The sequence below is a fragment of the Bacillus sp. YH3-2-B2 genome (genome assembly GCF_053663335.1).
In genome coordinates, this window is the sequence record NZ_JBSJQE010000005.1 from 189,107 (window position 1) to 212,610 (window position 23,504).

Genomic DNA, 23,504 nt, shown 5'->3' on the forward strand with positions numbered 1-23,504 from the left:
AAGCCGTCAGATTTTATCCCTGACGGCTTTTTTCTTCCGCACTTGTCCTGCTATAAATACTGTGAGAAAATCATATCAATTTATTATAAGAAAAATTGCGGAGGTGCTGTGCAAATTGAGCTGGCCTATCGAACCAGACATTTTATTAAAGCTGGGCATTGCCACGCTGATCGGCATGATCATCGGTCTTGAACGCGAACTGAAAAACAAACCGCTCGGACTGAAAACCTGTATCGTCATCGCCGTCAGCTCCTGTATGCTGACGATCGTCAGCATTAATGCGGCATATCATTTCCCGAAATATTACCGTATCATGATGGATCCGCTCCGCCTTCCCGCCCAAATCATTTCCGGCGTCGGTTTTATCGGCGCGGGCGTGATCCTGCGTAAAAGCAATGACGTCATATCCGGCCTGACGACATCGGCTATCATCTGGGGCGCGGCCGGGCTGGGTCTGGCTACAGGCGCCGGCTTTTATAAAGAAGCGTTCGCAAGCCTCTTGTTTATCCTGATCAGTGTCGAATTTCTTCCGTGGCTGATCAGAAAAATCGGTCCCAACCGCTTGAAGGAAAAGGATATCCGCGTGAGAATGTCTCTTTCCGATAAAGACAAAATGACCGAGATTTTAAAGGAAATGAAAAGCAAACAGCTCCGCATTCACTCCGTCCGGATTGATGACCTGGGTGAAAAAGAATTTCCGATTATGGAAGTGAAAGTCAGTGTTCATAAAAACCGCTACACCACTGACGTCTATTATGATATTAAAGAAATTCAGGGTGTCGTCGGAGTAAAATGTGATACGTTATAAAAAACGCCGGGCTGGATTCAGCCGGCGTTTTTCTATTTATACGAATGCAGAAAATTGATACTCCGTAATCGGTGTTTCATTTTCGATATCGCGCCTGAAGGCTTTCAGCATCCCGAGTTCCTCGTCCCCGAGTGAATTGAGGTCAAACGCCTGATGCAATAATCCGTAGATCAGCATATGGCGCAGCCGGAGGAAATCCGGGATGTGTTCAAGCCAGGCGGGATCAAGGTCATTTTCTTCTCTGTAGCCTTTCATAAAGTGAGTCATGAATTCACCCGTAAACGCGGCCTTGTCTTCATACGGGATGACCGGATACCACAACATGTTGTACAGCAGAATACTGATATCATTCACAAACCAATTGTAGCCGATATCATCAAAATCAAATGCAGTGATTTTTCCGTTGTCCCAATTAAAATTGCCATGATGCAGATCGGCGTGCACAAGGCCGTAGTTTTTAGGATTCTTCGGCAAACGGCGCAGTTTTTCCATTAGAGCATCCGCCCGCTCAAATACGAGATGCTGATCTGCGGGCACGTATTTTCTCAGCTTCAGCTGCTCCTCTTCATCCCATTCCTGCCTTTTATATGCCGGATCGCTCAGACGGTAGCTTTTCGTCAGCCGGTGCATGTTCCCCGTGTACTTTCCAAGCTGGTAAAACAGCGTTCCGTTCCAGTCTGATTCCTCCACTTTGCGTCCGGGCGCTTTTTCATAGACTCTTAATAAAAACGCTCCGCCTTTTCCGTCCGGCACTTCTTCGACATCTTTGCCATTTAATGAAGGAATCGGCTTTGCTACTGAAAGCCCTCCCTTTGCCAGATGATGAAGCCATTCCATTTCCCCGAGAATATATTCCGGCGTTCTTCTGATCGTATGCGTAATTTTTAAGATATACGGTTCGTTATCTTTCACAATTTCATATACGTAGTTCTCTGCGTCCGCAATAAATTGAAACTTGGTAAATCCGTATATTTCACCGGCCTCAGCCAGTACCTTATCTTCCTCAAAAATCGCTTTAATATCTTTATGCATGCTGATTCACCCTTTTCATAACATTTGTAGGCGGTGTGTGTACTCAGCAAATGTCATTCATCAACATTCCTGCCCTTCTTTTTTCACAGCAGATTCGTAACATCCGCTTAGAAATGAAATGTGTTTTCCTGTTAATTCCTAATTATACAAATATCTTAACATACCTCATTCCTCTCTCCAACGATATTCACACTAAAAAACCCTTGCTCATACAGAAATGAACAAGGGCATCTTGGTTAATCGTAAATATGGACGGTCGGTTCTTTGTCACCCGCATTGCGGACGATCAGCGCTTCCTGCCCGTCAGACGAGGTAATGTTAATTTCGACATCAACTGAGCCTTTTGAATAATAATCCATCAGCTCACCTGTTAAGTATTGGGTGAAGGCGATGACTTCGCTTTTCCCGTAAAATTGCATCGGGATTTCAATCTTCATTTTTCTCATTTCATCGTTTTCGTACATTGCCGTTCCGACAACTCCTGTGTAATTCGGGAAGTAGCTGTCGATGGCGTTTTTGAAGCGTTTAAACACTTCGGAATCATCAGGGTATTTCTTTGCCGTGTCTGTATCCGCCGGATAGAAGACGTACTTTTCTTTGACATCATCCCAGTTTGAAATGGTGGATGAGCCGGCCTTGACTTCTGTTTTCGCAATGTAATTCCCCGGTACGATTGATGTTTTCGGCGCTTGTTTATAAAGGGCGACGGTAATCGGCACATTTTTCAGGTTATCCATTTTCCGAAGGCGGTTAACGACTTCCTGTGCGATTTCTTCACCGTGGCTGCGGATCGTTTTGTCGCTGAGCTCCACTTCCTGCTGCGGATCACCTGTGTTTTCGCGGTAATAGTATACAGAGTTGAGAGCGAGACCGATCATGACACCGCCAAGCTGGATGGAATTTTTATCTTTTCTTACTAAGTAATCCTGCTCAAGCATGGACGCTAAGTAAATCGGGCTGTTTTCGTTTTTCTCTTTTGCTGATCCCGAGCTTGGCAGCACCGGGTTTAAGCCGAGATTCTGGAAATTGGCGTCTGCCTTTTTCGCCTTTTTCAGATCACTGCCCTCTTTTTTGCGGTCAAGCCAGCTGAGTACCGTGTCCTCATCTAAATACTGGCCTTCCTGATACAAATAGTCATCCGTCGGGAACGTGTCTTGAGCGAGCCGCATCAGCCCCGTCTCGAATTCATCGATGTCCAGCCTCGTGTTCAGCCGGTCCGCGGTCAGGCCGCGCGCTTTTCCGGCCTTAAACGGGAGCACCATTTTATAGTAGGAATCAGAGATATTATATTTCGGTATGATCGCTTTTTCAGAAGACTTTGCCGTTTTCTGCGTGATCTCTTCCTCTTTTTTTCCCCCGAAACTCGGCGAACAGGCCGACAGCATGAGTACTGCCGCCGTTGCCGTCGCCGCCAATGCCAACATCTTTTTCAATAGAAAACACTCCTCTTATTTCTTTAGCTCTCCCAATAGCTGTGCTTCATTCCATACTTCAATGTTTAATTCCTGCGCTTTTGTCAGCTTGCTTCCGGCCGCTTCTCCGGCAATCAGCAAGTCTGTTTTTTTGCTGACAGATCCCGTCAGCTTTCCGCCGAGCGCTTCAATCTGCGCCTTGGCTTCATTTCTGGACAGCTCTTCAAGCTTTCCGGTTAACACGATGGTTTTGCCGGCAAAATAAGAGTCGCTGTCCTCCGCTTTTACTTTTTTCGGGCCTTTGTAGAGTGTGTTCACACCGAGTTCCTCAAGTTCATTCAAAAGCTCAAGCATTTCCTCTTTGCGGAAATAGGTGATAACGGCATCGGCCATCTTTTCGCCGATTTCATCTACCGCAAGCAGCTCTTCTTCCGTGGCTTGTTTCAGATTTTCCAGGCTTTCAAAATGCATGGCCAGTGTTTTGGCCGCTTTTGAGCCGATAAAACGGATGCCGAGACCGAACAGCAGGCGTTCCAGCGAATTCTCTTTCGACTTTTGGATGGAGCTGATCAGATTGTCAGTTGATTTTTCCCCCATCCGCTCAAGCCGGATGACCTGTTCTTTCGTCAGCTTATACAAATCAGCGACATTACGGACGAGATGTTCACGGAAAAGCTGTGTGATGACACGTTCTCCGAGTCCGTCAATATTCATCGCGTTGCGTGAGACAAAGTGAATCAGGCCTTCTCTGATCTGCGCCGGACATTCCGGATTAATGCAGCGCAGCGCGACTTCCCCTTCAATGCGGACAAGTTCGCTTTCGCACTCAGGGCAGCTGGTCGGCATATTGAATTCTTTTTCTTCCCCGGTCCGCTGTTCAATTAAGACATTGACGACCTCAGGGATGATGTCGCCCGCTTTTTTGACGACCACTTTATCGAGAATGCGGATATCCTTCTCTTTAATTAAATCTTCGTTATGAAGGGATGCTCTTGAGACCGTCGTTCCCGCGACTTTTACCGGTTCCAGAACGGCGGTCGGCGTAATAACGCCCGTTCTTCCGACATTCAGTTCGATATCGAGCAGTTTTGTCACGACCTCTTCCGCCGGGAATTTGTAAGCAATCGCCCAGCGCGGGCTTTTTGCCGTATACCCGAGTTCTTCCTGCTGGTCGAGCGAATCGACTTTGATGACGATTCCGTCAATTTCATAAGGGAGATCGGCCCGCTTCGCCTGCAGCTCTTCGATCATTTCAATGACTTCATCTATCGTGTCGCATTTTTTCCGTTCCTGGTTTGTTTTAAAACCGAGCTCATCCAGAAAATCCAGGCCCTGACTCTGTGTTTCCACACCCATCTCGTCAAGCTCCGCTATACTGTAGACGAAGATGTCAAGATTTCGTTTCGCTGCAATTTTCGGATCGAGCTGTCTGAGTGAGCCCGCAGCCGCGTTCCGGGGATTGGCGAACGGCTCCTCTTCATGTTTCAGCCTTTCCTCATTGAGCGCTTCAAATGACTGTTTCGGCATGTACGCCTCTCCGCGCACTTCTATGGAAAGATTACGTTTCATTTTCAGCGGAATGTTGCGGATCGTTTTTAAGTTTTCGGTGATATCTTCGCCCGTCGTTCCGTCTCCTCTTGTCGCGCCTCTGACGAAATAGCCGTCTTCATAACGGAGAGAAACAGCAAGACCGTCTATTTTCAGCTCCACATTGTAAGCGACGCCGTCACCGACAGCCTGACGGACGCGGCGGTCAAAATCGCGGAGATCATCATCGTTAAATGCGTTGCCGAGACTGAGCATCGGCGTGCCGTGCTGCACCTTTTGAAAAGATTCAAGCACCGCTCCCCCGACCCGCTGTGTGGGCGAATCAGGCGTTCTGAGTTCCGGGTGCTCTTCCTCTATGGCAATCAGCTCCTGCATCAGTCTGTCGTACTCGGAATCCGGCACGCTCGGTTCATCTAAGGTGTAATATTCATAACTGTACTGATCGATGGTGCGGCGCAATTCTTCTGCCCGGTGTTTCGCTGTTTCTTTGTCCATCATGTTCTTCCTTTCCTCTTCAGGTTACTGCTTTTCAATCGGCGCAAAAGCGGCAAGCAGACGCTTCACGCCGACTGGGCTCGGGAATGCGATATCAAGCTCGGTGCTTTCGCCTTCTCCTTTTACGCTGACAACCGTTCCGGTGCCCCATTTTTTATGGCCCGCTTTATCGCCGACCGCCCAGCTGAGCGAGTCGCCGCCTGTTTTGTTCGCGTAGGAAACGGGACGGGATACGGGCCCGCGTTTCGGCTGCACTTTTCGTCCCGGCTGCATGCGAGCTGTTTTCTTCTCATTTAGGTTCTCCAATAAATCGCCAGGTATTTCCCTGATAAAGCGGGATTCCGGATTCATATTGGTGCGGCCGAATAAGGTGCGCATTTTGGCATTCGTTAAATACAGTTCTTCTTCCGCCCTCGTAATGCCTACATATGCGAGCCTGCGTTCTTCTTCCATCTCGGCTTCTTCCATCAGGGAGCGGCTGTGCGGGAACACGCCTTCTTCCATGCCCATTAAGAACACGACTGGAAATTCAAGCCCCTTAGCGGCGTGCAGTGTCATTAAAGTGACGGCATCCTTTCCGCCTGCTTCTTCTTCCTTCTGGTCGAGCTGGTCAATATCCGCGATCAGCGCCAGATCGGTCAGAAACGCGACGAGAGACTTGTCTTCGCTTTTTTGTTCGAAGTTTTTCGTCACGGAAAGAAACTCGTCGATATTTTCAAGGCGGCTTTGGGCTTCGATTGATTTTTCGGCCTTCAGCATTTCTCTGTATTCCGTTTTTTCGAGAATTTCTTCCGTGAGTTCCGTAATGGACAGGTAATCCTGCATGTTCGTCAGATTTTCAATCATCGCGCCAAAGCCGTCAAGCGCGTTTGCCGCTTTTGCGCTGACTCCGATGAAATCAACCTGTTTGATCGCCTGGAACATTGACATTCCGTTCATCGCCGCATATGACGCGATTTTTTCTAGCGAAGTGGCGCCGACGCCCCGCTTCGGCACATTGACGATCCGCGTAAAACTGATGTCGTCGTCCGGATTTGACACAAGGCGCAGGTATGCAAGAATGTCTTTAATTTCTTTCCTGTCGTAGAACTTGGTTCCGCCGACGATATTGTAGTTCAGACCGGATTTTAAAAGGGTTTCCTCAATGACGCGCGACTGGGCGTTTGTCCGGTATAAAATCGCGATATCGGAAAGCTTCCGCCGCCCCGAGCTGTGCAGCTCATAAATTTTGCCCGCGACGAATTGGCCTTCGCCGAATTCATTGTCGCCGCTGTAATAAGAAAGCTTGATGCCTTCGTCATTTTCCGTCCACAGTTTTTTCGGCTTGCGGTTTGAGTTGTTTTTGATCACTTCGTTAGCAGCTTGCAGAATCCGCTTTGTTGAGCGGTAGTTTTGCTCGAGCAGAATCACGTTTGCGCTCGGGTAATCTTTTTCAAAGGAAAGGATATTCGCGATATCCGCCCCGCGCCATCTGTAAATGGACTGGTCGGAGTCACCGACGACGCATATATTTTCAAGGCGGGCCGCAAGCTGCTTCACAAGCAGGTATTGCGCCCTGTTCGTATCCTGATACTCGTCTACGTGAATGTACTGGAATTTGCGCTGATAAAACTCAAGCACTTCCGGCACACGATCGAAAAGCTTAATCGTCGTCATGATTAAATCATCAAAATCGAGCGATTGGTTTTTCAGCAGTTTTTTCTGATAATCGGTATACACGTCACTCGTGACCTGATCGTAGTAGCCGCCGGCCGTTTTTGCGAATTCCTCAGGTTCGATCAGCTCGTTTTTGGCGCTGCTGATGGAGCCTAAAATACTTCTCGGATCAAACTTTTTCGGATCGATATTCCGCTCTTTCAAAATCCCTTTAATAACGGAAAGCTGATCAGCCGTATCAAGAATGGAGAAGTTTCGGTTGATGCCGATTCTGTCAATATCCCTGCGCAGAATCCGCACGCACATGCTGTGGAAGGTGGAAATCCAGATTTCATCCGCGCCGGGTCCGAGAATGCTCTCCACCCGCTCCTTCATTTCTCTGGCGGCTTTATTTGTAAAGGTAATCGCCAGAATGTTCCATGGCGCCACGTGTTTTTCCGCCATTAAGTATGCGATTCTGTGCGTCAGCACACGTGTTTTTCCGCTTCCCGCGCCCGCCATCAGAAGCAGCGGACCGTCCGTCGTCTTGACCGCTTCCTGCTGAACGGGATTTAATCCGCTTAATAATTGATTGCTAATGTAATTCATATCCGTTCACCGCCTATCAAACATATGTTCTATCATAAATCAATTTCGTCCGCTTGGCTACTTTGTCTTTACAGCCGCCACCGTTTTGAGCGCCTGATCAAAATCTTCATATACGGCATTTCCGACAACGATGACATCGGCATGACGGCCGAACCGTTCCGCCGTTTCCGCGTCTTTAATCCCGCCTCCGTAAAACAGGACGGACTTGTCCAGCACAGCCTTCGTTTTCTCCACCGTTTCTATGTCCGCCAGCATCCCGCTGTATTCCAGATAAAAAATCGGGAGATGAAGCAAATGTTCCGCGACCCGCGCATAGGCGAGAATATCTTCTGTTTCTATATGTGTATCCGCCTCCGTCAAAGCGGCCGCCTTACAATCAGGGTTGACGATGCAGTAGCCCTCCGTCACGATTTCCTCCATTGACATGAGCTCTCCGTATTCTTTCATCGCCTGATGATGCATGCCGACAATCCAGTCCGCCTTTTTGCTGTTGAGCACACTCGGAATGAAATAAAGATCAAACCCGGGCACAATGGAATCAATCGTCGACACCTCAAGTACGCACGGCACTAAAAACCGCCGCACCTTTGACATCAGTCTCAGCACATTGTCCTCGGTGATATTGTCGCTTCCTCCGATCACAATGGCGTCAGTCCCTGATTCACAAAGCCGTTCCAGCTGTTCATCCGGTAAATCTTTATTCGGATCGAGTTTAAAAACATGCTTCCACTCGTTAACATCGTACATGCGTTTTCGTTCCTCCATTCGTTTCTTGCCATTTAAACATTATAACAAATTCGTTTGGCCCGGAAAAACGGAAAAAGACGTCATTCACCTGATTCACAAAAAAAGATTGCGCTCCGCCGGACGGGAAACGGCTATGTTTGAAAACAGACAAAATGTGGAATGTCAAAGAGAAAAAAGGCAAGGAGTCTGATCTCAATGGAACAAGCCATTATCGTACTGATTTGTATATTGATTTTTATTATTTTAGTTCCCGCCGCATTGTTTCTCTGGATTTACATAAGAGACGAAAAGCAGGAAGAACATTCAGTGCTGCGCAATTATCCCGCAGCGGGAAAACTGCGCTATATATTTGAAAAAATCGGACCTGAGCTGCGGCAGTATTTATTCAGCAATGATAACGAAGAACAGCCGTTTTCCCGGAGAGAATATGAACAGACGGTCATGTCGGGAAAGTATAAAAGCAGAATGATGGGCTTCGGCTCAGAACGGGATTTCGATCAGCCGGGCTATTATATCCGTAACGCCCTCTTCCCGAAACAAAGGGAGGAGCTGCGCACAGATCAGACGCCGAAGATCGACACGATGGTATACAAGATTGACAAAGACAACCTGCTGAAACGCAGCGAACACCGCGAAAAAGCAAAAGCGGACCCTTATTACCTGCATCCGGACGATGTGCAAGTGATCGGCCGCGACACATGCAAGAAACCGTTTTATGTAAAAGGGTTAATCGGACAATCAGCGATAAGCTACGGCTCACTTGGCGACCGGGCAATCACCGCCCTGTCAAAAGGGCTGCACCAGGCCGGCGGCACATGGATGAATACAGGCGAAGGCGGCCTGTCTGAGTATCACTTGAAAGGCGGCGCGGATATTATCTGCCAAATCGGCCCCGGGCTGTTCGGCGTGCGCACTGAAGATGGAGAATTTTCATGGGAAGAATTTAAGAAAAAAAGCCGCCTCGAGCAGATTAAAGCCTTTGAATTAAAGCTTGCGCAAGGGGCGAAAGCAAGAGGCGGTCATATTGACGGTTCAAAGGTGACCGAAGAAATTGCCGCCATCAGAAATGTGCAGCCCGGACAATCCATTGACAGCCCAAACCGCTTCAACGAATTCTCAAATGCTCCGGACATGCTTGATTTCATTGAGAAATTAAGGACTGTCGGTGAAAAACCGGTCGGCATCAAAATTGTCCCGGGCAGCCGCAAAGACCTTGAAGACCTTATTTCCTGTATGAGTTCATCAGGCAAACTTCCCGACTTTATTACGATTGACGGCAGTGAAGGGGGAACGGGAGCTTCTTTCCATGAACTGGCGGATTCCGTCGGCCTGCCGATTCTGACCGGCCTCCCCCTTGTTGACGGCCTTTTGAAGACATACGGTATAAGAGATAAGCTGAAAATTTTCGCATCCGGAAAGCTGCTCACTCCGGATAAGATTGCCGTTGCCCTCGCGTTAGGCGCGGATTTTGTCAATATTGCCCGGGGAATGATGTTTTCAGTCGGCTGTATCCGCGCTCAAGTATGCCACACCAATCATTGTCCTGTCGGAGTAGCGACAACCGATCCAAAACTTCAGCGCGCGCTCAGTATCGAGGATAAACAGCACCGCGTCTGCAACTACGTGCTCTCGTTGCGTGAAGGGCTGTTTCACCTTGCCGCGGCGGCGGGTATCAGCTCGCCGATTCATTTCTCAGCTGAACACATCGTATACCGGGAGGAAGACGGAAGCCTGAGGGAACTTCCCGGCCTTTTGAATCAGCACGCATAAAAAAAACCGCCTGCCGTCATCGGCAGAGCGGTTTTTTACGTAGCTGAGGAGGATTCTCCTTTGTTTACTCGGTCAAGCGCCATTTCATAGGCGTCGTTCCCGTAATTTAAGCAGCGCTTCACCCGGGAAATCGTCGCTGTGGAAGCACCCGTTTCGCTTTCAATTTTATGATACGTATTTCCTTCGCGGAGCATTCTCGCCACTTCCAAACGCTGCGCCAGCGATTGGATTTCATTAATCGTACAAAGATCGTCAAAGAAACGATAGCATTCCTCCAGATCTTTCAGCGATAAAATAGATAAAAATAACTGGTCCAGTTCTTTTCCGCGTAATTTATCGATTTGCATCGTCAAACACCTTCTCCTTTACTAATGGAAGCTGCATCGAGATCAGGCACGATATTAATCCATGTCTTTCCTGGCACAAACGGAAGAATCTCACCGCCTTTTACGGGCAGAATACGGCCGTCTTTATATTCCCAGTCTGACTCTATAACATCGCCGTGCTGAAGCAGGAGGCCCTTCCCCCCTGACTGAATATCGATGGCCCGCCTTCCATCTTTGTCTGTCATGCGATGGCCGGCTTCAACAATAAAAATGTTGTGCATGGCTAAAGGCTTTCCGGTCTCCCGGTCTGTCGCTTTCACACCATCAGAGCTTCTTGTATAAGCATCAGCTTTTTTATCATAATCGTATTCGACAAGATTTGTAACGTTTTGTGTTCCATAATCTATCCGAATATTGTAGGTTTCGTTTCCGGGTTTTGCATCTGATGTCTGAAATGGGAGCGGTTCTGTTTTTCCGTTCAGCTTGTATCCTTTTTGTTCCGCCGCCTTCCTGATATTGTCATACGACGTGTAGGAATTGTGGGGCGGCTTGCTGAAATCGGCTCTCCAAAACAGGCTGCCGTCAAAATCCAAACCGTTTATATAATCGTAAGTTCCGGACTCCAGCTGCTTTTTAGCGCCGGGACTCCAGCCATGATGGACAAATATGCTGTTAAACCCGCTGCTGAGCGTGACAAAATATTCCCTCGCGCTCCGCACAGGCCCGACCGTTTCCGGCATCTCACTTTGAAAAATCGCGAGAAACCGCGTAATCCGGCCCTCCGCGAGCGCTTCGATGACAACATCCGCCTTTGACAGCCCGGATTGGGGCCTCGCCTTCGGATGATTGTTCACTGCGACTGCAATCGGACGGCGTTCTGCGAGCTTCTGCTCAGTTTTCAGCCCCGTTAAAGGAGCTTCCGCTTCTTTCGGCTGCACCTGATCGGCATTGTTCTGCCGGCAGGCGGCAAGCAGCAAAAACGCAAAACAAAGCATACAAACGGTTTTCCATCTTTTCATATGTCGGCTCCCTGCTTTTATATTTTAACGCATTATCGATGGAAAGAGTACAGTTTTTTTCATCACGTCGAATATTCCTCTCGGCGTAATGCGGATATAAGGCAGGTGTGTGCTCTGCAAAAAGAGCAGCGTATAGATCGGATCGCAGAATCGGTAGCCCCGCTCCTCCAGCAGCGTCCTCAGTTTTTGCTCTTTCTCAAGCACTTCTTCATAATTCTCCGCAGATGCAGAACCGTTTAAGGCGAGGGGGATCTCATGCAGAATCTTCCCGTTTTCGGCAAGCACGATTCCGCCGCCGATTTCTTTCATCCGTGAGAAAGCGAGCAGGATATCTTCTTTATTTTTTCCGGCAGCGATAATATCTCCGGTTGTCGTGTAGGAACTGACAAAGCCCTGCACCCGATCGGCAAAACCTTTCAGCATTGTATTGACCCGCCATTTTCCATGCTTATCGAGAAGCGTGAGATAGCATTCATCATGATCAAAAGAAAGCTGGTCAACAGAATTATCAATCGCAATCATATACGGCTCCATAATGACGGCGTTGCGCATTATCACACCCATCGGCATTGAAAACTGTAAATCATCCATCGTCATATCATATGAAAGCTCAAGAGGGACAAGACCGCCCTTTTTCCAATCTGTTTCTGTAAACGCATTCATATTTCGGCCGTCTTCCCTCAGCAGGATGCCTTTGGAGATCACCGTGACCGGGTCCGGATTCATCGGGTCATCGAGAATGTTCAATGAAGCAAGCCGGCCCGGACCGATCACACCGAGAAAGTCATCCATTTGATAATACTTCGCGATATTAAAGGAGGCCATATTGTAGGCGTCAATCGCCGGAACCCCTTCCTCCAAAGCGATTTTGATTAATTCATTCGTCATGCCGCCTTTATAAAAATGCGGCGTCGCTCCATCCGTCGTGTAAAAGAAATGATCATAATGCCGGAAGCCTTTTTGATGGAGATCCTGCAAAATCGTTCTCAAATCAGGGCGGATGGATGAATGTCTGAGCGAAACATAGTAACCCAATTCAAGCCGTCTCATCACCTCGTCGCCATTCATCGCCTCGTGGTCAGAATCAGCCCCGAACAGTTTCATCTTCGTCAGTGTTTTTTCAGAGGCTCCGGGAAAATGCCCTTCTATCCGCTTGCGCAGTTTCTTTGTCGCCTGCATGCAATGAAGCATCAAGTCATCACCGTCCATGAGGCGCGGCCATCCGGTCAATTCTCCGCCTTGAATGACATCCGGATGCTCAATCCATTGCTTGCGGACATCAAAAGAAAGGAGCTGGTCCTCATTCAGCACTTCAGTCTGCAGATCATATCTGGACCACCAGAAATATTGCACCGGCTGTTTTTTTAGTTCTTCCAATATAGTAAGCGCTTTCTTTTTACCGCTGTGCAAAAGAAAAAACAAGTTATCATTAACAAACGTCGTTGTTCCGAATTGAGACACATATTCGGCGAGCGTTTGGGGATTATATATTTGAAAAGGATGTGTATGCGGTTCAATGTAACCTGGCACAATGTATTTTCCTTCACAATTTATGGTATGAATGTGCTCTGCTGCATCAGGAAGCTCATGACCAACATATACAATTCGGTCTCCGTAAATCCAGACGTTCTTTTTCAGCCATTGTTTTAAAAAAGGATTTAATACGAGAGCATCCCGTAAAAGTAGCGTTGGAAGCAGCTTTGAGTCTACAACATCCGCCTGTGATCTGATGTCTTTATTTTTCCAGTTAAAGGTACGTTCGGACATTCACATACTCTCCTTCGCTTATATTAGACCCATCGTATCACATCCGCACAATTATCGCACGGCTAAAACGTTACAAATTATTGAAGATGAATGAAAAACTTTTTCTAAGGGAGCTGAAATGATGAAACCGAATATCAGTTTATTAAACGCCGTTATGCGCATCACTTGCGGCCTCACCATTTTGTCTGCCGCTTCAGCGAAATACACGAGAAAACCTTGGTGCAAGATGCATCTCTTCTGTATGATGATGGGCGCGATGAAAGCGGCGTCCGGCATCCTCCGCTTCTGTCCGGTGACATATATGTTCCAAGCCGGGATGAATCAGGATGACAGCCATCAGCAAGAAAAATAACAAGCCGTTTCGGCTTGTTATTTAATTTCTCCTGTCCCGCGAGTCTGAGAAGAATCTGCCGTCGATCCCGGCATCACAAAAGCCGGGACAGAATTCAAGACTGCATGACAATCTTAGTCGTCATTCAGAAGAAAACCCGCATCTTTTATGACGCGGGGGTCTCCTCTTTATCGCTGCGATGCTTTCAGCGCACGGACGCCGATATCGCTTCTGTAAAACAGTCCGGGTTTTGTCAGCCCTGAAACGGCGCTGTACACTTTATCCCTCGCCGCTTCAAATGTCTCAGCAAATGCCGTGACATTGGCGACCCGGCCGCCGTTTGTAACAAATTGTCCGCCGTCTTTTTTCGTTCCGGCATGAAAAACGGCGATCCCGTCTTCAGCGGACGTCAAACTGCCGATCGGCGTCCCTTTCGCATAGCCTTCCGGATAGCCTTCAGAAGCCAGGACAACGCTGACCGCGGCCGTATCCTTCCATCTTAGGTCAACATCCTTCTCATGCAGAAGATCTAAGAGCACCTGAATGAGGTCAGATTCCATTCTCGGCACGACGACCTGTGTTTCCGGATCTCCGAAGCGCGCGTTGAATTCAATGACTTTTGATCCGTTTTCCGTCAGAATCAGTCCCGCGTACAGCACGCCCGTGAAGGAGCGTCCCTCTTTCACCATTGCTTTTGCCGCCGGCTTCACAATCGTTTCGACTGCGCTTCTGACGATATCATCGGAAATGTGCGGCACCGGTGAGTAGGCGCCCATTCCGCCCGTGTTCGGACCTTTATCTCCATCGAAGGCGCGTTTATGATCTTGAGCGATGACCATCGGATAGACGGTCTCCCCTTTTACAAACGCCATTAAAGAAAATTCTTCGCCGGCGAGGAACTCTTCAATGACAACAGATGCGCTCGCCTCCCCGAATTTCTCATCCTCAAGAAAATCGTGCAGGCATTCAATCGCTTCTTCTTCCGTCATCGCGACTGTGACACCTTTTCCGGCGGCAAGCCCGTCCGCTTTAATGACAATCGGCGCGCCTTTTTGCTGTACATATGCTTTCGCCTCTTCAAATGAAGTAAACGTCTCGTACTCCGCCGTCGGAATGCCGTATTTTTTCATTAAATCCTTGGCAAACTGTTTGCTTCCTTCAATAATAGCCGCTTTTTCAGACGGTCCGAAAACAAGCAGTCCGGCTTTTTCAAACTCGTCGGCTATCCCTTCAATCAGAGGAACTTCGGGGCCGATAATCGTCAGCCCGACATGATGTTCTTTCGCAAACGCAATGAGTGCGGCATGATCGCTTTCTTCAATGTTGACCAGCGCCGCGCAGTCTGCCATACCGTCATTTCCGGGCGCGGCGTACACCGTGTCAACAAGCGGGCTTTGCGCCGCTTTCCAAGCCAATGTATGCTCTCTGCCGCCTTTTCCGATAATCAATACATTCACGCTTCGTTCCCCCCTTAATGTTTGAAATGTCTGATGCCGGTGAATACCATGGCGATTCCGTATTCATCCGCTTTTTTAATCGAATCTTCATCGCGGACCGATCCGCCGGGCTGGATAATCGCCGTGACACCGGCTTTTGCGGCTTCTTCGACTGTATCCGGCATCGGGAAAAACGCGTCTGATCCGAGCGCGCTGCCTTTTGCTTTTTCTCCGGCCTGCTCAATGGCGATTTTGGCTGAACCGACGCGATTCATCTGTCCTGCGCCCACACCGACCGTCATATGGTCTTTTGCAAGGACGATCGCGTTCGATTTCACGTGTTTGACGACTTTCCAGGCCAGCTTCAAATCTTCCCATTCCTGCTCGCTCGGCTCTCTTTTTGTCGGGATGCTGATGTCGGCGTCATCAAATCCATGGACGTCTAAATCTTGAATCAAAAGACCGCCCTGTACGGAAGTCAGCTGTTTTTCTTTCTTTCCTGATGCGGTCACGTCAAGCGTGAGCAGACGAAGGTTTTTCTTCGCCGTCAGCACGTTCAGCGCTTCTTCACTGAAAGAAGGGGCGATAATGATTTCTAAAAAGATGCCGTGAAGGGCTTCAGCCGTTGCCTGATCAACTTCACGGTTCAGCGCGATGATGCCGCCGAAAATGGAGGTTTTATCAGCTTCATACGCTTTATTGAATGCTTCCTCTATTGAAGCTCCCGTACCGACTCCGCATGGATTCATATGTTTAACGGCAACAGCTGCGGGTTCTGTAAATTCCCGGACGATTTGAACGGCCGCATCCGCGTCCTTAATATTGTTATAAGAAAGCTCTTTGCCGTGAAGCTGTTTTGCCGCTGCGATGGAACCGGAGACAGGAAGTGCGCTTTGGTAGAAAACCGCCTCTTGGTGAGGGTTTTCACCGTAGCGGAGCGACTGTTTTTTCTCAAAAGTAACAGTGAATTGCTCAGGGTCTTTCTCACCGGCCTCGCGTGTTAAGTAATCAGCGATTAATGCGTCGTATGCCGCGGTATGGCGGAATACTTTGGCCGCAAGCTCGCGTTTTCTTTTGAGCGAAACGCCGCCGTGTTCTTTCATCTCATTGAGCACGGAGCTGTAATCGGCCGGATCTGTGATGACCGTCACATCCTGATGGTTTTTCGATGCGGCGCGCAGCATGCCGGGACCGCCGATATCAATGTTTTCTATCGCTTCATCGTATGTTACGTCTTCTTTTGAAATCGTTTCTTTAAACGGATAAAGGTTGACGACCACAAGGTCAATCGGTGCAATGCCATGCTCATTGATCTGCGCCATATGCTCTTTATTGTCTCTTACGGCAAGCAGACCGCCGTGAATATTAGGATGGAGTGTTTTTAACCGTCCGTCCATAATTTCAGGAAATCCGGTCACTTCTGAAATGCCGATGACATCCACACCGTTTTCCTGAAGAAGTTTTTTTGTTCCTCCGGTCGAAATGACTTCGACGCCGAGCTCTGTCAGTTCCTTTACGAAAGGTACGAGATTTGTTTTATCAGAAACACTGATTAGTGCGCGTTTGATTGTCATGCCTTTTCACCTCTGTTATTTAGTCCCAGCAGCCGTTTCACAACGCTCGGATACCATTTGTGCTCAAGCTCGTGTATTGTATGCTCTATGTCTTCAAGCGTATCGTTTTCCTGTATTTCGAATGCTTTTTGCGCGATAATCGGTCCGGTGTCCATGCCTTCGTCGACGTAATGAACGGTAATGCCCGCCACTTTCACACCGGCCCGATACGCCTGTCCGACAGCGTCAATCCCAGGGAATGCCGGAAGAAGCGAGGGATGTATATTAATAATGCGGCCCCCGTATGCTGAAAGCAGCGTATCTCCAATCAGTCTCATATAGCCGGCGAGAACGATTAATTCCGCCCCGTGCAGACGCAGCTGTTCAATAATGGCCCGTTCAAAGGCCGCTTTGTTTTCAAAAGATGACGGTTCAAAGGCGAATGACGGGATATGTAAAGCCTCCGCCCTTTCCGCCGCCTTTGCCTGAGGCTTATCCGTCACGAGAAGCGAGAGCTCCGCATTCCACTTCTCTTCTCTCATGCGTTTGGCAATGGCCTCGAAGTTCGATCCGTTTCCTGAAGCAAATACCGCAAACTTTTTCATGAAAGAGCCGCACCGCCGAAAGAAATGCCTTCGCCCCGCTTGACCCGGCCGATCAGATAAGCCTTCTCGCCCTGAGCTTCAAGCGTGCCGATGACGTCTGTCAGGTTTTCTTCTTTAACGGCAAGGACAAAACCGATGCCCATATTAAAAACATTGAACATTTCTTCTTCTTTCAGCTTGCCGTGCTCCTGCAGAAACGGAAAAATCGGCGGGATCGGCCATGAGCCGTGATCGATTTCCGCGCTCAATCCGTCCGGCAGCATCCGCGGGATGTTCTCGATGAATCCTCCGCCTGTCACATGCGCCATGCCGTCCACCTTACCGCTTTTCACCGCCTTGAGCACCGGCTTCACATATATTCTCGTCGGTTCCAGCAATTCTTCTCCGAGAGGACGCGCAAACGGTTCATAGACAGTATCCAAATCAAGTCCGCCGTCATCAAGAAGCACTTTTCTCACAAGGGAAAATCCGTTGCTGTGAAGGCCGCTTGAAGTAAGTCCGATTAAGAGATGCCCCTCTTCGATATGTTCACCGGTGACGATTTCGTCTTTTTCCGCGACGCCGACTGAAAAGCCCGCAATATCGTATTCATCAGACGTATACAGCCCCGGCATTTCCGCCGTCTCACCGCCGATAAGCGCTGATCCTGACTGCTCGCATCCGTCCGCCACGCCCTGAACGATCTGCTCAATTTTCACAGGATCAGCTTTGCCGACCGCCAAATAATCAAGGAAAAACAGCGGCTCCGCTCCCTGGGCAAGCACATCGTTTACACACATCGCGACCGCATCGACGCCGATCGTGTCATGCTTATCCATTGAAAATGCGAGTTTCAGCTTGGTGCCGACACCGTCTGTTCCGGAAATTAAAACAGGCTTTTGATACGGAAGCTCTGACAGATCAAACATTCCGCCAAAACCGCCCAGGCTTCCCATAACGCCGAGCCTTTTCGTGCGCTCCACGTGTTTTTTCATTCGTTTGACGGCTTCGTATCCGGCTTCGATGTCAACTCCGGCATTTTTATAAGCATCAGACATCCCTATCACTCCTTGTCAATTCGTTTCTCCTTAAAAGGCAGAAAGAGAAAGGCAGCCTGAATTCCCGCTGCCTTTATGTCATTTTCACATTTTATTTTGTCAGCACCGCTTCTTTTACGTGAGGAAGCACTGTATCCTGATAAATTTCCGTCGGATATTTGCCCGTAAAACAAGCGAGGCATTGTCCGCAATTGGTGTCTTCAAATTTTCGGCCGACTCCTTTTAACAATCCGTCTACACTTAAGAAAGAAAGCGTGTCGGCTCCGATGATCTGACGGATTTCTTCCACGGAATGAGAAGAAGCGATCAGCTCCTCATGGGTTGATGTGTCGATGCCGTAGAAGCACGGATGAGCGATCGGCGGTGAACTGATCTTGACGTGCACCTCTGTCGCCCCCGCTTCTCTGAGCATTGTGACAATCCGGCGGCTTGTCGTCCCGCGCACGATGGAATCATCAACCATGACGACCCGTTTTCCTTCGACAACACCGCGGACGGCGGACAGCTTCATTCTGACGCCTTGCTCACGGAGAGCCTGTGACGGCTGGATAAACGTTCTGCCGACATAACGGTTTTTAATGAGACCGAGTTCGTACGGGATGCCCGTTGCCTCGGCATAGCCGATGGCCGCAGAAATACTGGAATCAGGCACGCCTGTGACGACATCCGCTTCAACCGCTGACTCCTGGGCAAGCATTTTCCCGAGGTTTTTCCGGGCGCTGTGCACGTTAATGCCGTCGATATTGCTGTCAGGTCTTGAGAAATAAATGTACTCCATGCTGCAGATGGAACGGTTGATATTCATGGAAAAGCGCTCTGATTTCATGCCTTCATCGTTGATGATCAGCATTTCGCCCGGCTCTACCTCGCGAAGGTACGTTGCGCCGACGACGTCAAATGCGCACGTTTCTGAAGCGACCACATAAGCATCGCCCATGATGCCGATTGACAGCGGTCTGAGTCCGTTCGGGTCAAGCGCTACAATCATCTCTGTTTCTGTCATGATTAAAAAGGCATAAGCGCCTTTCAGCATAGATAGCGAATTTTTGATCTGATCCTTCAGCGAAAAGTGTCCGCTGCGTTTAATCAGATGAGCCAGCACTTCCGTATCGGAGGAAGTCTGAAAAATGCTCCCTTGGTTTTCAAGCTGCTGCTTCAACTGTGTGGCGTTGACCAAGTTGCCGTTATGGGCGAGCGCGAGGCTGCCGTTGTTTTGCGAACGGAACAGGAGCGGCTGAACATTTTCATATCCGCCCCCTCCAGCCGTTGCGTAACGAACGTGCCCGATCGCGCCTTTTCCCTTTACTTTGCTGAGCTCGCCGTTTTGAAATACTTCAGTAATTAGCCCTTGGCCTTTGTGCGCCGTCAGTTTTTCGCCGTCAGTCGCGACAATTCCCGCGCCTTCCTGCCCTCTGTGCTGGAGGCTGTGGAGGCCGTAATACGTAATTTGCGGGGCTTCTTCATGTCCCCAGATGCCAAACACACCGCATTCTTCATTCAGGCCTTTGATTTCAGCAAGCATGGAATAGCTCCTTTCCACGCGCGCTCAAGTTCTTTCGTTTGCGCGTGAACCAATTGTTGTCCGTCCTGGTTTTGAATCGCCAGAAGTCCGTCAGCCGTTACCTCACCGATATGAACCGCATCAGCCGCAGCTGCTTCAAACGCCGCTTGGTGTTCTTTTTTGACCGAAACGACGAAGCGGGATTGAGATTCAGAGAATAATAACGCCGCTTCCCCTTCAACAGTCACGTTGGCGCCAAGGTTTTCCGTCGTCATGACGCTTTCAGCAATCGCTACGCCTAAGCCGCCTTCTGATACGTCATGCGCGGATTGAACGAGGCCTTTTTTAATTGCGTCAAGCAATGCTTTTTGGCGTGACAGCTCTATATCAAGATCGATTTGCGGCGCTTTGCCGTAAATGCGGCCTTCTGTCATTTTTTGCAGTTCGCTTCCGGCAAACTCAGGTTTTGTTTCGCCGATCACGTATACAAGATCCCCCGCTTGTTTGAAATGCTGTGTCGTAATATGAGCGGTATCTTCAATTAAGCCGACCATGCCGATAACAGGCGTCGGGTAGATGGCCGTTCCGTTCGATTCATTATAAAGTGATACGTTACCGCCGATGACGGGTGTGCTGAGAACATTGCACGCCTCGCTGATGCCGTCGGCCGCTTTTTCGATCTGCCAGAAAATTTCAGGTTTTTCCGGGTTTCCGAAATTCAGATTATCCGTGACCGCAAGCGGTTCGGCGCCGGAGCATACGATGTTGCGCGCCGCTTCGGCAACGGCGATTTTTCCGCCTTCTTCTGGATCAAGATATAAATAACGGGCGTTGCAATCCGTCGTCATCGCCAGCGCTTTTTTCGTGCCGCGGATTCTGAGCACTCCCGCGTCAGAGCCGGGAGCGACCACCGTATTTGTGCGCACCATGTAGTCATATTGATCATACACCCACTCTTTGCTGGCGATTGTCGGCTGCTGCAGCAGGTCAAAAAGCGTCTCTGTCGCATCTTTCACTTCAGGCGCGGCAACTTCTGTTTCCTGAAACTCGCGGTAGTACGCAGGTTCCGCTGACGGTTTGTGGTATACAGGCGCCTCTTCCGCCAGCGCGTCGACCGGAAGTTCGCAAACAACCTCTCCGTTATGGCGGAGGCGGAGCATTTTATCACCCGTAACATGACCTACGGAAACCGCTTCAAGATCATATTTATCAAAAATATCGACAATTTCCTGTTCACGTCCGCGTTCAATGACGAGAAGCATGCGTTCCTGAGACTCGGAAAGCATCATTTCGTAAGCGGTCATACCCGTTTCCCGCTGCGGAATGAGATCAAGGTTCATTTCAATGCCGGAGCCGGCTTTGCTTGCCATTTCAGCACTCGAACTTGTCAGACCGGCCGCCCCCATATCCTGAATGCCGACTAAGGCGTCGCATTGGATGACTTCAAGGCATGCTTCCAGGAGAAGTTTTTCCATGAAAGGATCGCCGACCTGCACGGCAGAACGTTTTTCTTCAGATGAATCTGACATTTCTTCTGATGCGAAAGTAGCGCCGTGTATGCCGTCGCGGCCCGTTTTAGCGCCGACGTACATGACCGTGTTGCCGACACCTTTCGCCTGGCCTTTTTTAATATCTTTATGATCAATCAAGCCGACGCACATTGCATTGACAAGCGGATTGCCTTCATAGCTTGCGTCAAACTGCACTTCTCCGCCGACCGTCGGGATGCCGATACAGTTTCCGTATCCCGCGATTCCCGCCACTACTTCTTCAAACAAGTACTTCACACGAGGTGAAGTGAGTTCACCAAATCGAAGAGAGTTTAATACAGCTATCGGACGGGCGCCCATTGAGAAAACGTCACGGATGATACCGCCCACTCCGGTCGCAGCACCCTGGTATGGCTCAAGCGCTGACGGATGGTTATGCGATTCAATTTTGAACACGACCGCCTGATTGTCACCGATGTCAACGATTCCCGCGCCTTCTCCGGGACCCTGCAGCACGCGTTCGCCGCTAGTCGGGAATTTGCGTAAAACCGGTTTTGAGTTTTTATAGCTGCAGTGCTCTGACCACATCACGGAAAAAATCCCGATTTCCGTGTAGTTCGGCAATCTTCCGATAGTAGATTCAATGAGTGCGAACTCGTCATCACTGACACCCATTTGCTGATAGAGTTTCTCTTCTTTTATTTGTTCTTTACTTGGTTCAAGCAGTAGCGACATGAGTTTCCCTCCAATTTTTCACGATAGACCGGAACAATGTAAGACCGTCTGCGCTGCCGAGCAGTTCATCGACTGCGCGCTCAGGGTGAGGCATCATGCCTAATACGTTGCCTTTCTCATTCACGACGCCGGCAATGCCGCTGACGCTTCCGTTAATATCGCCGCCGTATATGAAGGCGATTTGATTGTTTTCTTTTAATCTTTCAAGCGTTTCGTCATCACAGTAGAAATTGCCTTCGCCGTGGGCAACCGGAATCGTAATCGATTGTCCTTTTTCATAGGAAGATGTGAATAACGTATCGCCGTTCTGCACGATTAATTCAACCGGGCGGCAGATGAACTTTAAATCTTTGTTGCGTCTCATGGCGCCGGGCAGAAGTCCGAGCTCCTGCAGAATCTGGAATCCGTTGCAGACGCCGAGAACCGGTTTTCCTTCGGCAGCCGCTTTTTTCACGGCCGGCATGATGTTTGCGAATCTGGCGATGGCGCCGCATCTCAAGTAGTCGCCGTATGAAAACCCGCCGGGGATGAGCACGCCGTCAAATCCGTCAAGGCTTGTTTCCTCGTGCCAGACATACTCGACTTCTTCGCCGAGTTCGTCCTTTACGGCGTGAAACATATCAATATCACAGTTGGAGCCGGGTAACACAATCACCGCAAATTTCACTGTGCGACAACCTCCTCAACTTCATATCGGTAGTCTTCAATGACTGTATTGGCAAGAAGCTTTTCACACATTTCTTTCACGAGCGCGTCAAGATCGCGGTCAGATTTTTCGATCGTCAGCTCCATGTATTTTCCGATGCGCACATCCTGCACTTCATTGTAGGTCATGCTGTGCAATGCATGCTGCACCGCGCTTCCTTGAGGATCGAGCACACTTTCTTTTAAGCTGACATAAACTTTCACTTTATACATTATGAAATGCCTCCCAGTCTTTTGAAAATCTCTTCATATGCGTCGGTTAAGCTTCCCAGGTTCCGTCTGAACAAATCTTTATCGAGCTTTTCGTTTGTGTCTTTGTCCCACAGACGGCACGTGTCAGGAGAAATTTCATCCGCTAAAAGCACCCGTCCCTCTCCGTCTAAGCCGAATTCCAGCTTAAAATCTATTAATCTGACGCCGCAGCCTTCAAAAATATGCTGCAGCTCTTGATTCACCTGGTTTGTAATCGATTTGATCGTTTTGACCTGCTCAGGAGCCGCTGCTTTTAAGAGCCAGATATGATCTTCAGTGATGAGCGGATCACCCAGTGCGTCATCCTTGTAGTAAAATTCGATAATCGGCTGCGGAAGCTCAGTTCCTTCCGGGATGCCGAGACGTTTCGACATGCTTCCGGCGGCAATGTTTCTGACCACGACTTCAAGCGGAATGATGCTCACTTTTTTGATGAGCTGCTCTGATTCTGAAACACGCTCCACAAAGTGGTTGTCAATTCCTTTGGCGTGCAGATGTTTGAAAATCAGGCTTGAAATTTCATTGTTCAGACGGCCCTTTCCGCTGATCTCCGCTTTTTTCTCACCGTTAAAGGCTGTTGCGGAATCCTTGTAGACCACGCGGAGAATCTGTTCGTCTTCAGTTTGATAAATTCGTTTCGCTTTTCCTTCATAAAGAAGATTATTGTTCACAATATTCACGGAAGGCCTCC

Annotated in this window: 20 protein-coding genes; 3 read left to right on the forward strand and 17 right to left on the reverse strand. The window is 49.1% G+C overall.

The window, feature by feature from the left end; all coding sequences use genetic code 11:
* Positions 1-115 precede the first annotated feature (115 nt).
* Positions 116-808, forward strand: a complete 693-nt coding sequence (locus ACWJJX_RS17635; protein WP_003155735.1) for an MgtC/SapB family protein — start codon at positions 116-118, stop codon at positions 806-808.
* A gap of 36 nt (positions 809-844) precedes the next feature.
* Here the strand turns inward: ACWJJX_RS17635 and ACWJJX_RS17640 are convergent, their stop codons facing one another.
* From ACWJJX_RS17640 to ACWJJX_RS17660, 5 genes are all read right to left on the reverse strand, one after another.
* Positions 845-1,840, reverse strand: coding sequence for a phosphotransferase enzyme family protein (locus ACWJJX_RS17640; RefSeq protein WP_044053002.1), 996 nt, complete (start codon positions 1,838-1,840; stop codon positions 845-847).
* A gap of 236 nt (positions 1,841-2,076) precedes the next feature.
* Positions 2,077-3,273, reverse strand: a complete 1,197-nt coding sequence (locus ACWJJX_RS17645) for a CamS family sex pheromone protein (protein WP_003155737.1) — start codon at positions 3,271-3,273, stop codon at positions 2,077-2,079.
* Between the two features lie 15 nt (positions 3,274-3,288).
* Positions 3,289-5,295: an NAD-dependent DNA ligase LigA gene (gene ligA / locus ACWJJX_RS17650; RefSeq protein WP_003155738.1), complete on the reverse strand. Its 2,007-nt coding sequence runs from the start codon at positions 5,293-5,295 to the stop codon at positions 3,289-3,291.
* A gap of 24 nt (positions 5,296-5,319) precedes the next feature.
* Positions 5,320-7,539: a DNA helicase PcrA gene (gene pcrA, locus ACWJJX_RS17655; protein ID WP_454023160.1), complete on the reverse strand. Its 2,220-nt coding sequence runs from the start codon at positions 7,537-7,539 to the stop codon at positions 5,320-5,322.
* Positions 7,540-7,596: 57 nt separating this feature from the next.
* On the reverse strand, positions 7,597-8,286 hold the full coding sequence (locus ACWJJX_RS17660; protein WP_003155740.1) for a heptaprenylglyceryl phosphate synthase: 690 nt from the start codon (positions 8,284-8,286) through the stop codon (positions 7,597-7,599).
* A gap of 195 nt (positions 8,287-8,481) precedes the next feature.
* On the opposite strand from ACWJJX_RS17660, the gene ACWJJX_RS17665 reads away from it, so the two are divergent.
* Entirely contained in the window at positions 8,482-10,056 is a 1,575-nt protein-coding gene (locus tag ACWJJX_RS17665) for an FMN-binding glutamate synthase family protein (protein ID WP_454023161.1), read from the forward strand.
* Positions 10,057-10,091: 35 nt separating this feature from the next.
* Here the strand turns inward: ACWJJX_RS17665 and ACWJJX_RS17670 are convergent, their stop codons facing one another.
* From ACWJJX_RS17670 to ACWJJX_RS17680, 3 genes are read right to left on the reverse strand one after another with little or no spacing between them, the layout of a single operon-like run.
* Positions 10,092-10,403, reverse strand: a complete 312-nt coding sequence (locus tag ACWJJX_RS17670; RefSeq protein ID WP_003155745.1) for a YerC/YecD family TrpR-related protein — start codon at positions 10,401-10,403, stop codon at positions 10,092-10,094.
* A 2-nt stretch (positions 10,404-10,405) separates the two neighbouring features.
* A complete protein-coding gene (locus ACWJJX_RS17675) occupies positions 10,406-11,401 on the reverse strand; it encodes a DUF3048 domain-containing protein (RefSeq protein WP_063174586.1) in 996 nt (331 codons plus the stop codon).
* Positions 11,402-11,425: 24 nt separating this feature from the next.
* A complete protein-coding gene (locus ACWJJX_RS17680; protein ID WP_003155748.1) occupies positions 11,426-13,168 on the reverse strand; it encodes an adenine deaminase in 1,743 nt (580 codons plus the stop codon).
* Between the two features lie 121 nt (positions 13,169-13,289).
* On the opposite strand from ACWJJX_RS17680, the gene ACWJJX_RS17685 reads away from it, so the two are divergent.
* The gene (locus ACWJJX_RS17685; protein WP_003155749.1) at positions 13,290-13,520 is read left to right on the forward strand and encodes a YgaP family membrane protein; all 231 of its coding nucleotides are present in this window, start codon (positions 13,290-13,292) and stop codon (positions 13,518-13,520) included.
* A gap of 167 nt (positions 13,521-13,687) precedes the next feature.
* On the opposite strand, the gene purD is transcribed toward ACWJJX_RS17685, so the two are convergent.
* From purD to purC, 9 genes are all read right to left on the reverse strand, one after another.
* Complete coding sequence (purD, locus tag ACWJJX_RS17690; RefSeq protein WP_146283750.1) at positions 13,688-14,956, reverse strand: phosphoribosylamine--glycine ligase; 1,269 nt, start codon at positions 14,954-14,956, stop codon at positions 13,688-13,690.
* A 14-nt stretch (positions 14,957-14,970) separates the two neighbouring features.
* Complete coding sequence (gene purH, locus ACWJJX_RS17695; protein ID WP_043866892.1) at positions 14,971-16,509, reverse strand: bifunctional phosphoribosylaminoimidazolecarboxamide formyltransferase/IMP cyclohydrolase; 1,539 nt, start codon at positions 16,507-16,509, stop codon at positions 14,971-14,973.
* Positions 16,506-17,093 carry a phosphoribosylglycinamide formyltransferase gene (gene purN / locus ACWJJX_RS17700; RefSeq protein WP_454023162.1) on the reverse strand — a complete coding sequence of 196 codons (588 nt, stop codon included), beginning with the start codon at positions 17,091-17,093 and terminating at the stop codon, positions 16,506-16,508. The genes purH and purN overlap by 4 nt, the downstream gene beginning before the upstream one ends.
* A complete protein-coding gene (purM, locus tag ACWJJX_RS17705) occupies positions 17,090-18,130 on the reverse strand; it encodes a phosphoribosylformylglycinamidine cyclo-ligase (protein WP_003155753.1) in 1,041 nt (346 codons plus the stop codon). Before purM ends, purN begins: the two co-directional genes overlap by 4 nt.
* A 91-nt stretch (positions 18,131-18,221) precedes the next feature.
* A complete protein-coding gene (gene purF / locus ACWJJX_RS17710; RefSeq protein ID WP_060674456.1) occupies positions 18,222-19,652 on the reverse strand; it encodes an amidophosphoribosyltransferase in 1,431 nt (476 codons plus the stop codon).
* A complete protein-coding gene (gene purL / locus ACWJJX_RS17715; RefSeq protein ID WP_454023163.1) occupies positions 19,628-21,856 on the reverse strand; it encodes a phosphoribosylformylglycinamidine synthase subunit PurL in 2,229 nt (742 codons plus the stop codon). The genes purF and purL overlap by 25 nt, the downstream gene beginning before the upstream one ends.
* Positions 21,840-22,523 (reverse strand): phosphoribosylformylglycinamidine synthase subunit PurQ, encoded by a 684-nt coding sequence (gene purQ / locus ACWJJX_RS17720; RefSeq protein WP_198863519.1) that lies wholly within the window; start codon positions 22,521-22,523, stop codon positions 21,840-21,842. The genes purL and purQ overlap by 17 nt, the downstream gene beginning before the upstream one ends.
* Positions 22,520-22,774, reverse strand: a complete 255-nt coding sequence (gene purS / locus ACWJJX_RS17725; RefSeq protein WP_003155758.1) for a phosphoribosylformylglycinamidine synthase subunit PurS — start codon at positions 22,772-22,774, stop codon at positions 22,520-22,522. Before purS ends, purQ begins: the two co-directional genes overlap by 4 nt.
* Positions 22,774-23,493, reverse strand: coding sequence for a phosphoribosylaminoimidazolesuccinocarboxamide synthase (gene purC / locus ACWJJX_RS17730; RefSeq protein WP_146283754.1), 720 nt, complete (start codon positions 23,491-23,493; stop codon positions 22,774-22,776). The genes purS and purC overlap by 1 nt, the downstream gene beginning before the upstream one ends.
* Positions 23,494-23,504: the final 11 nt, after the last annotated feature.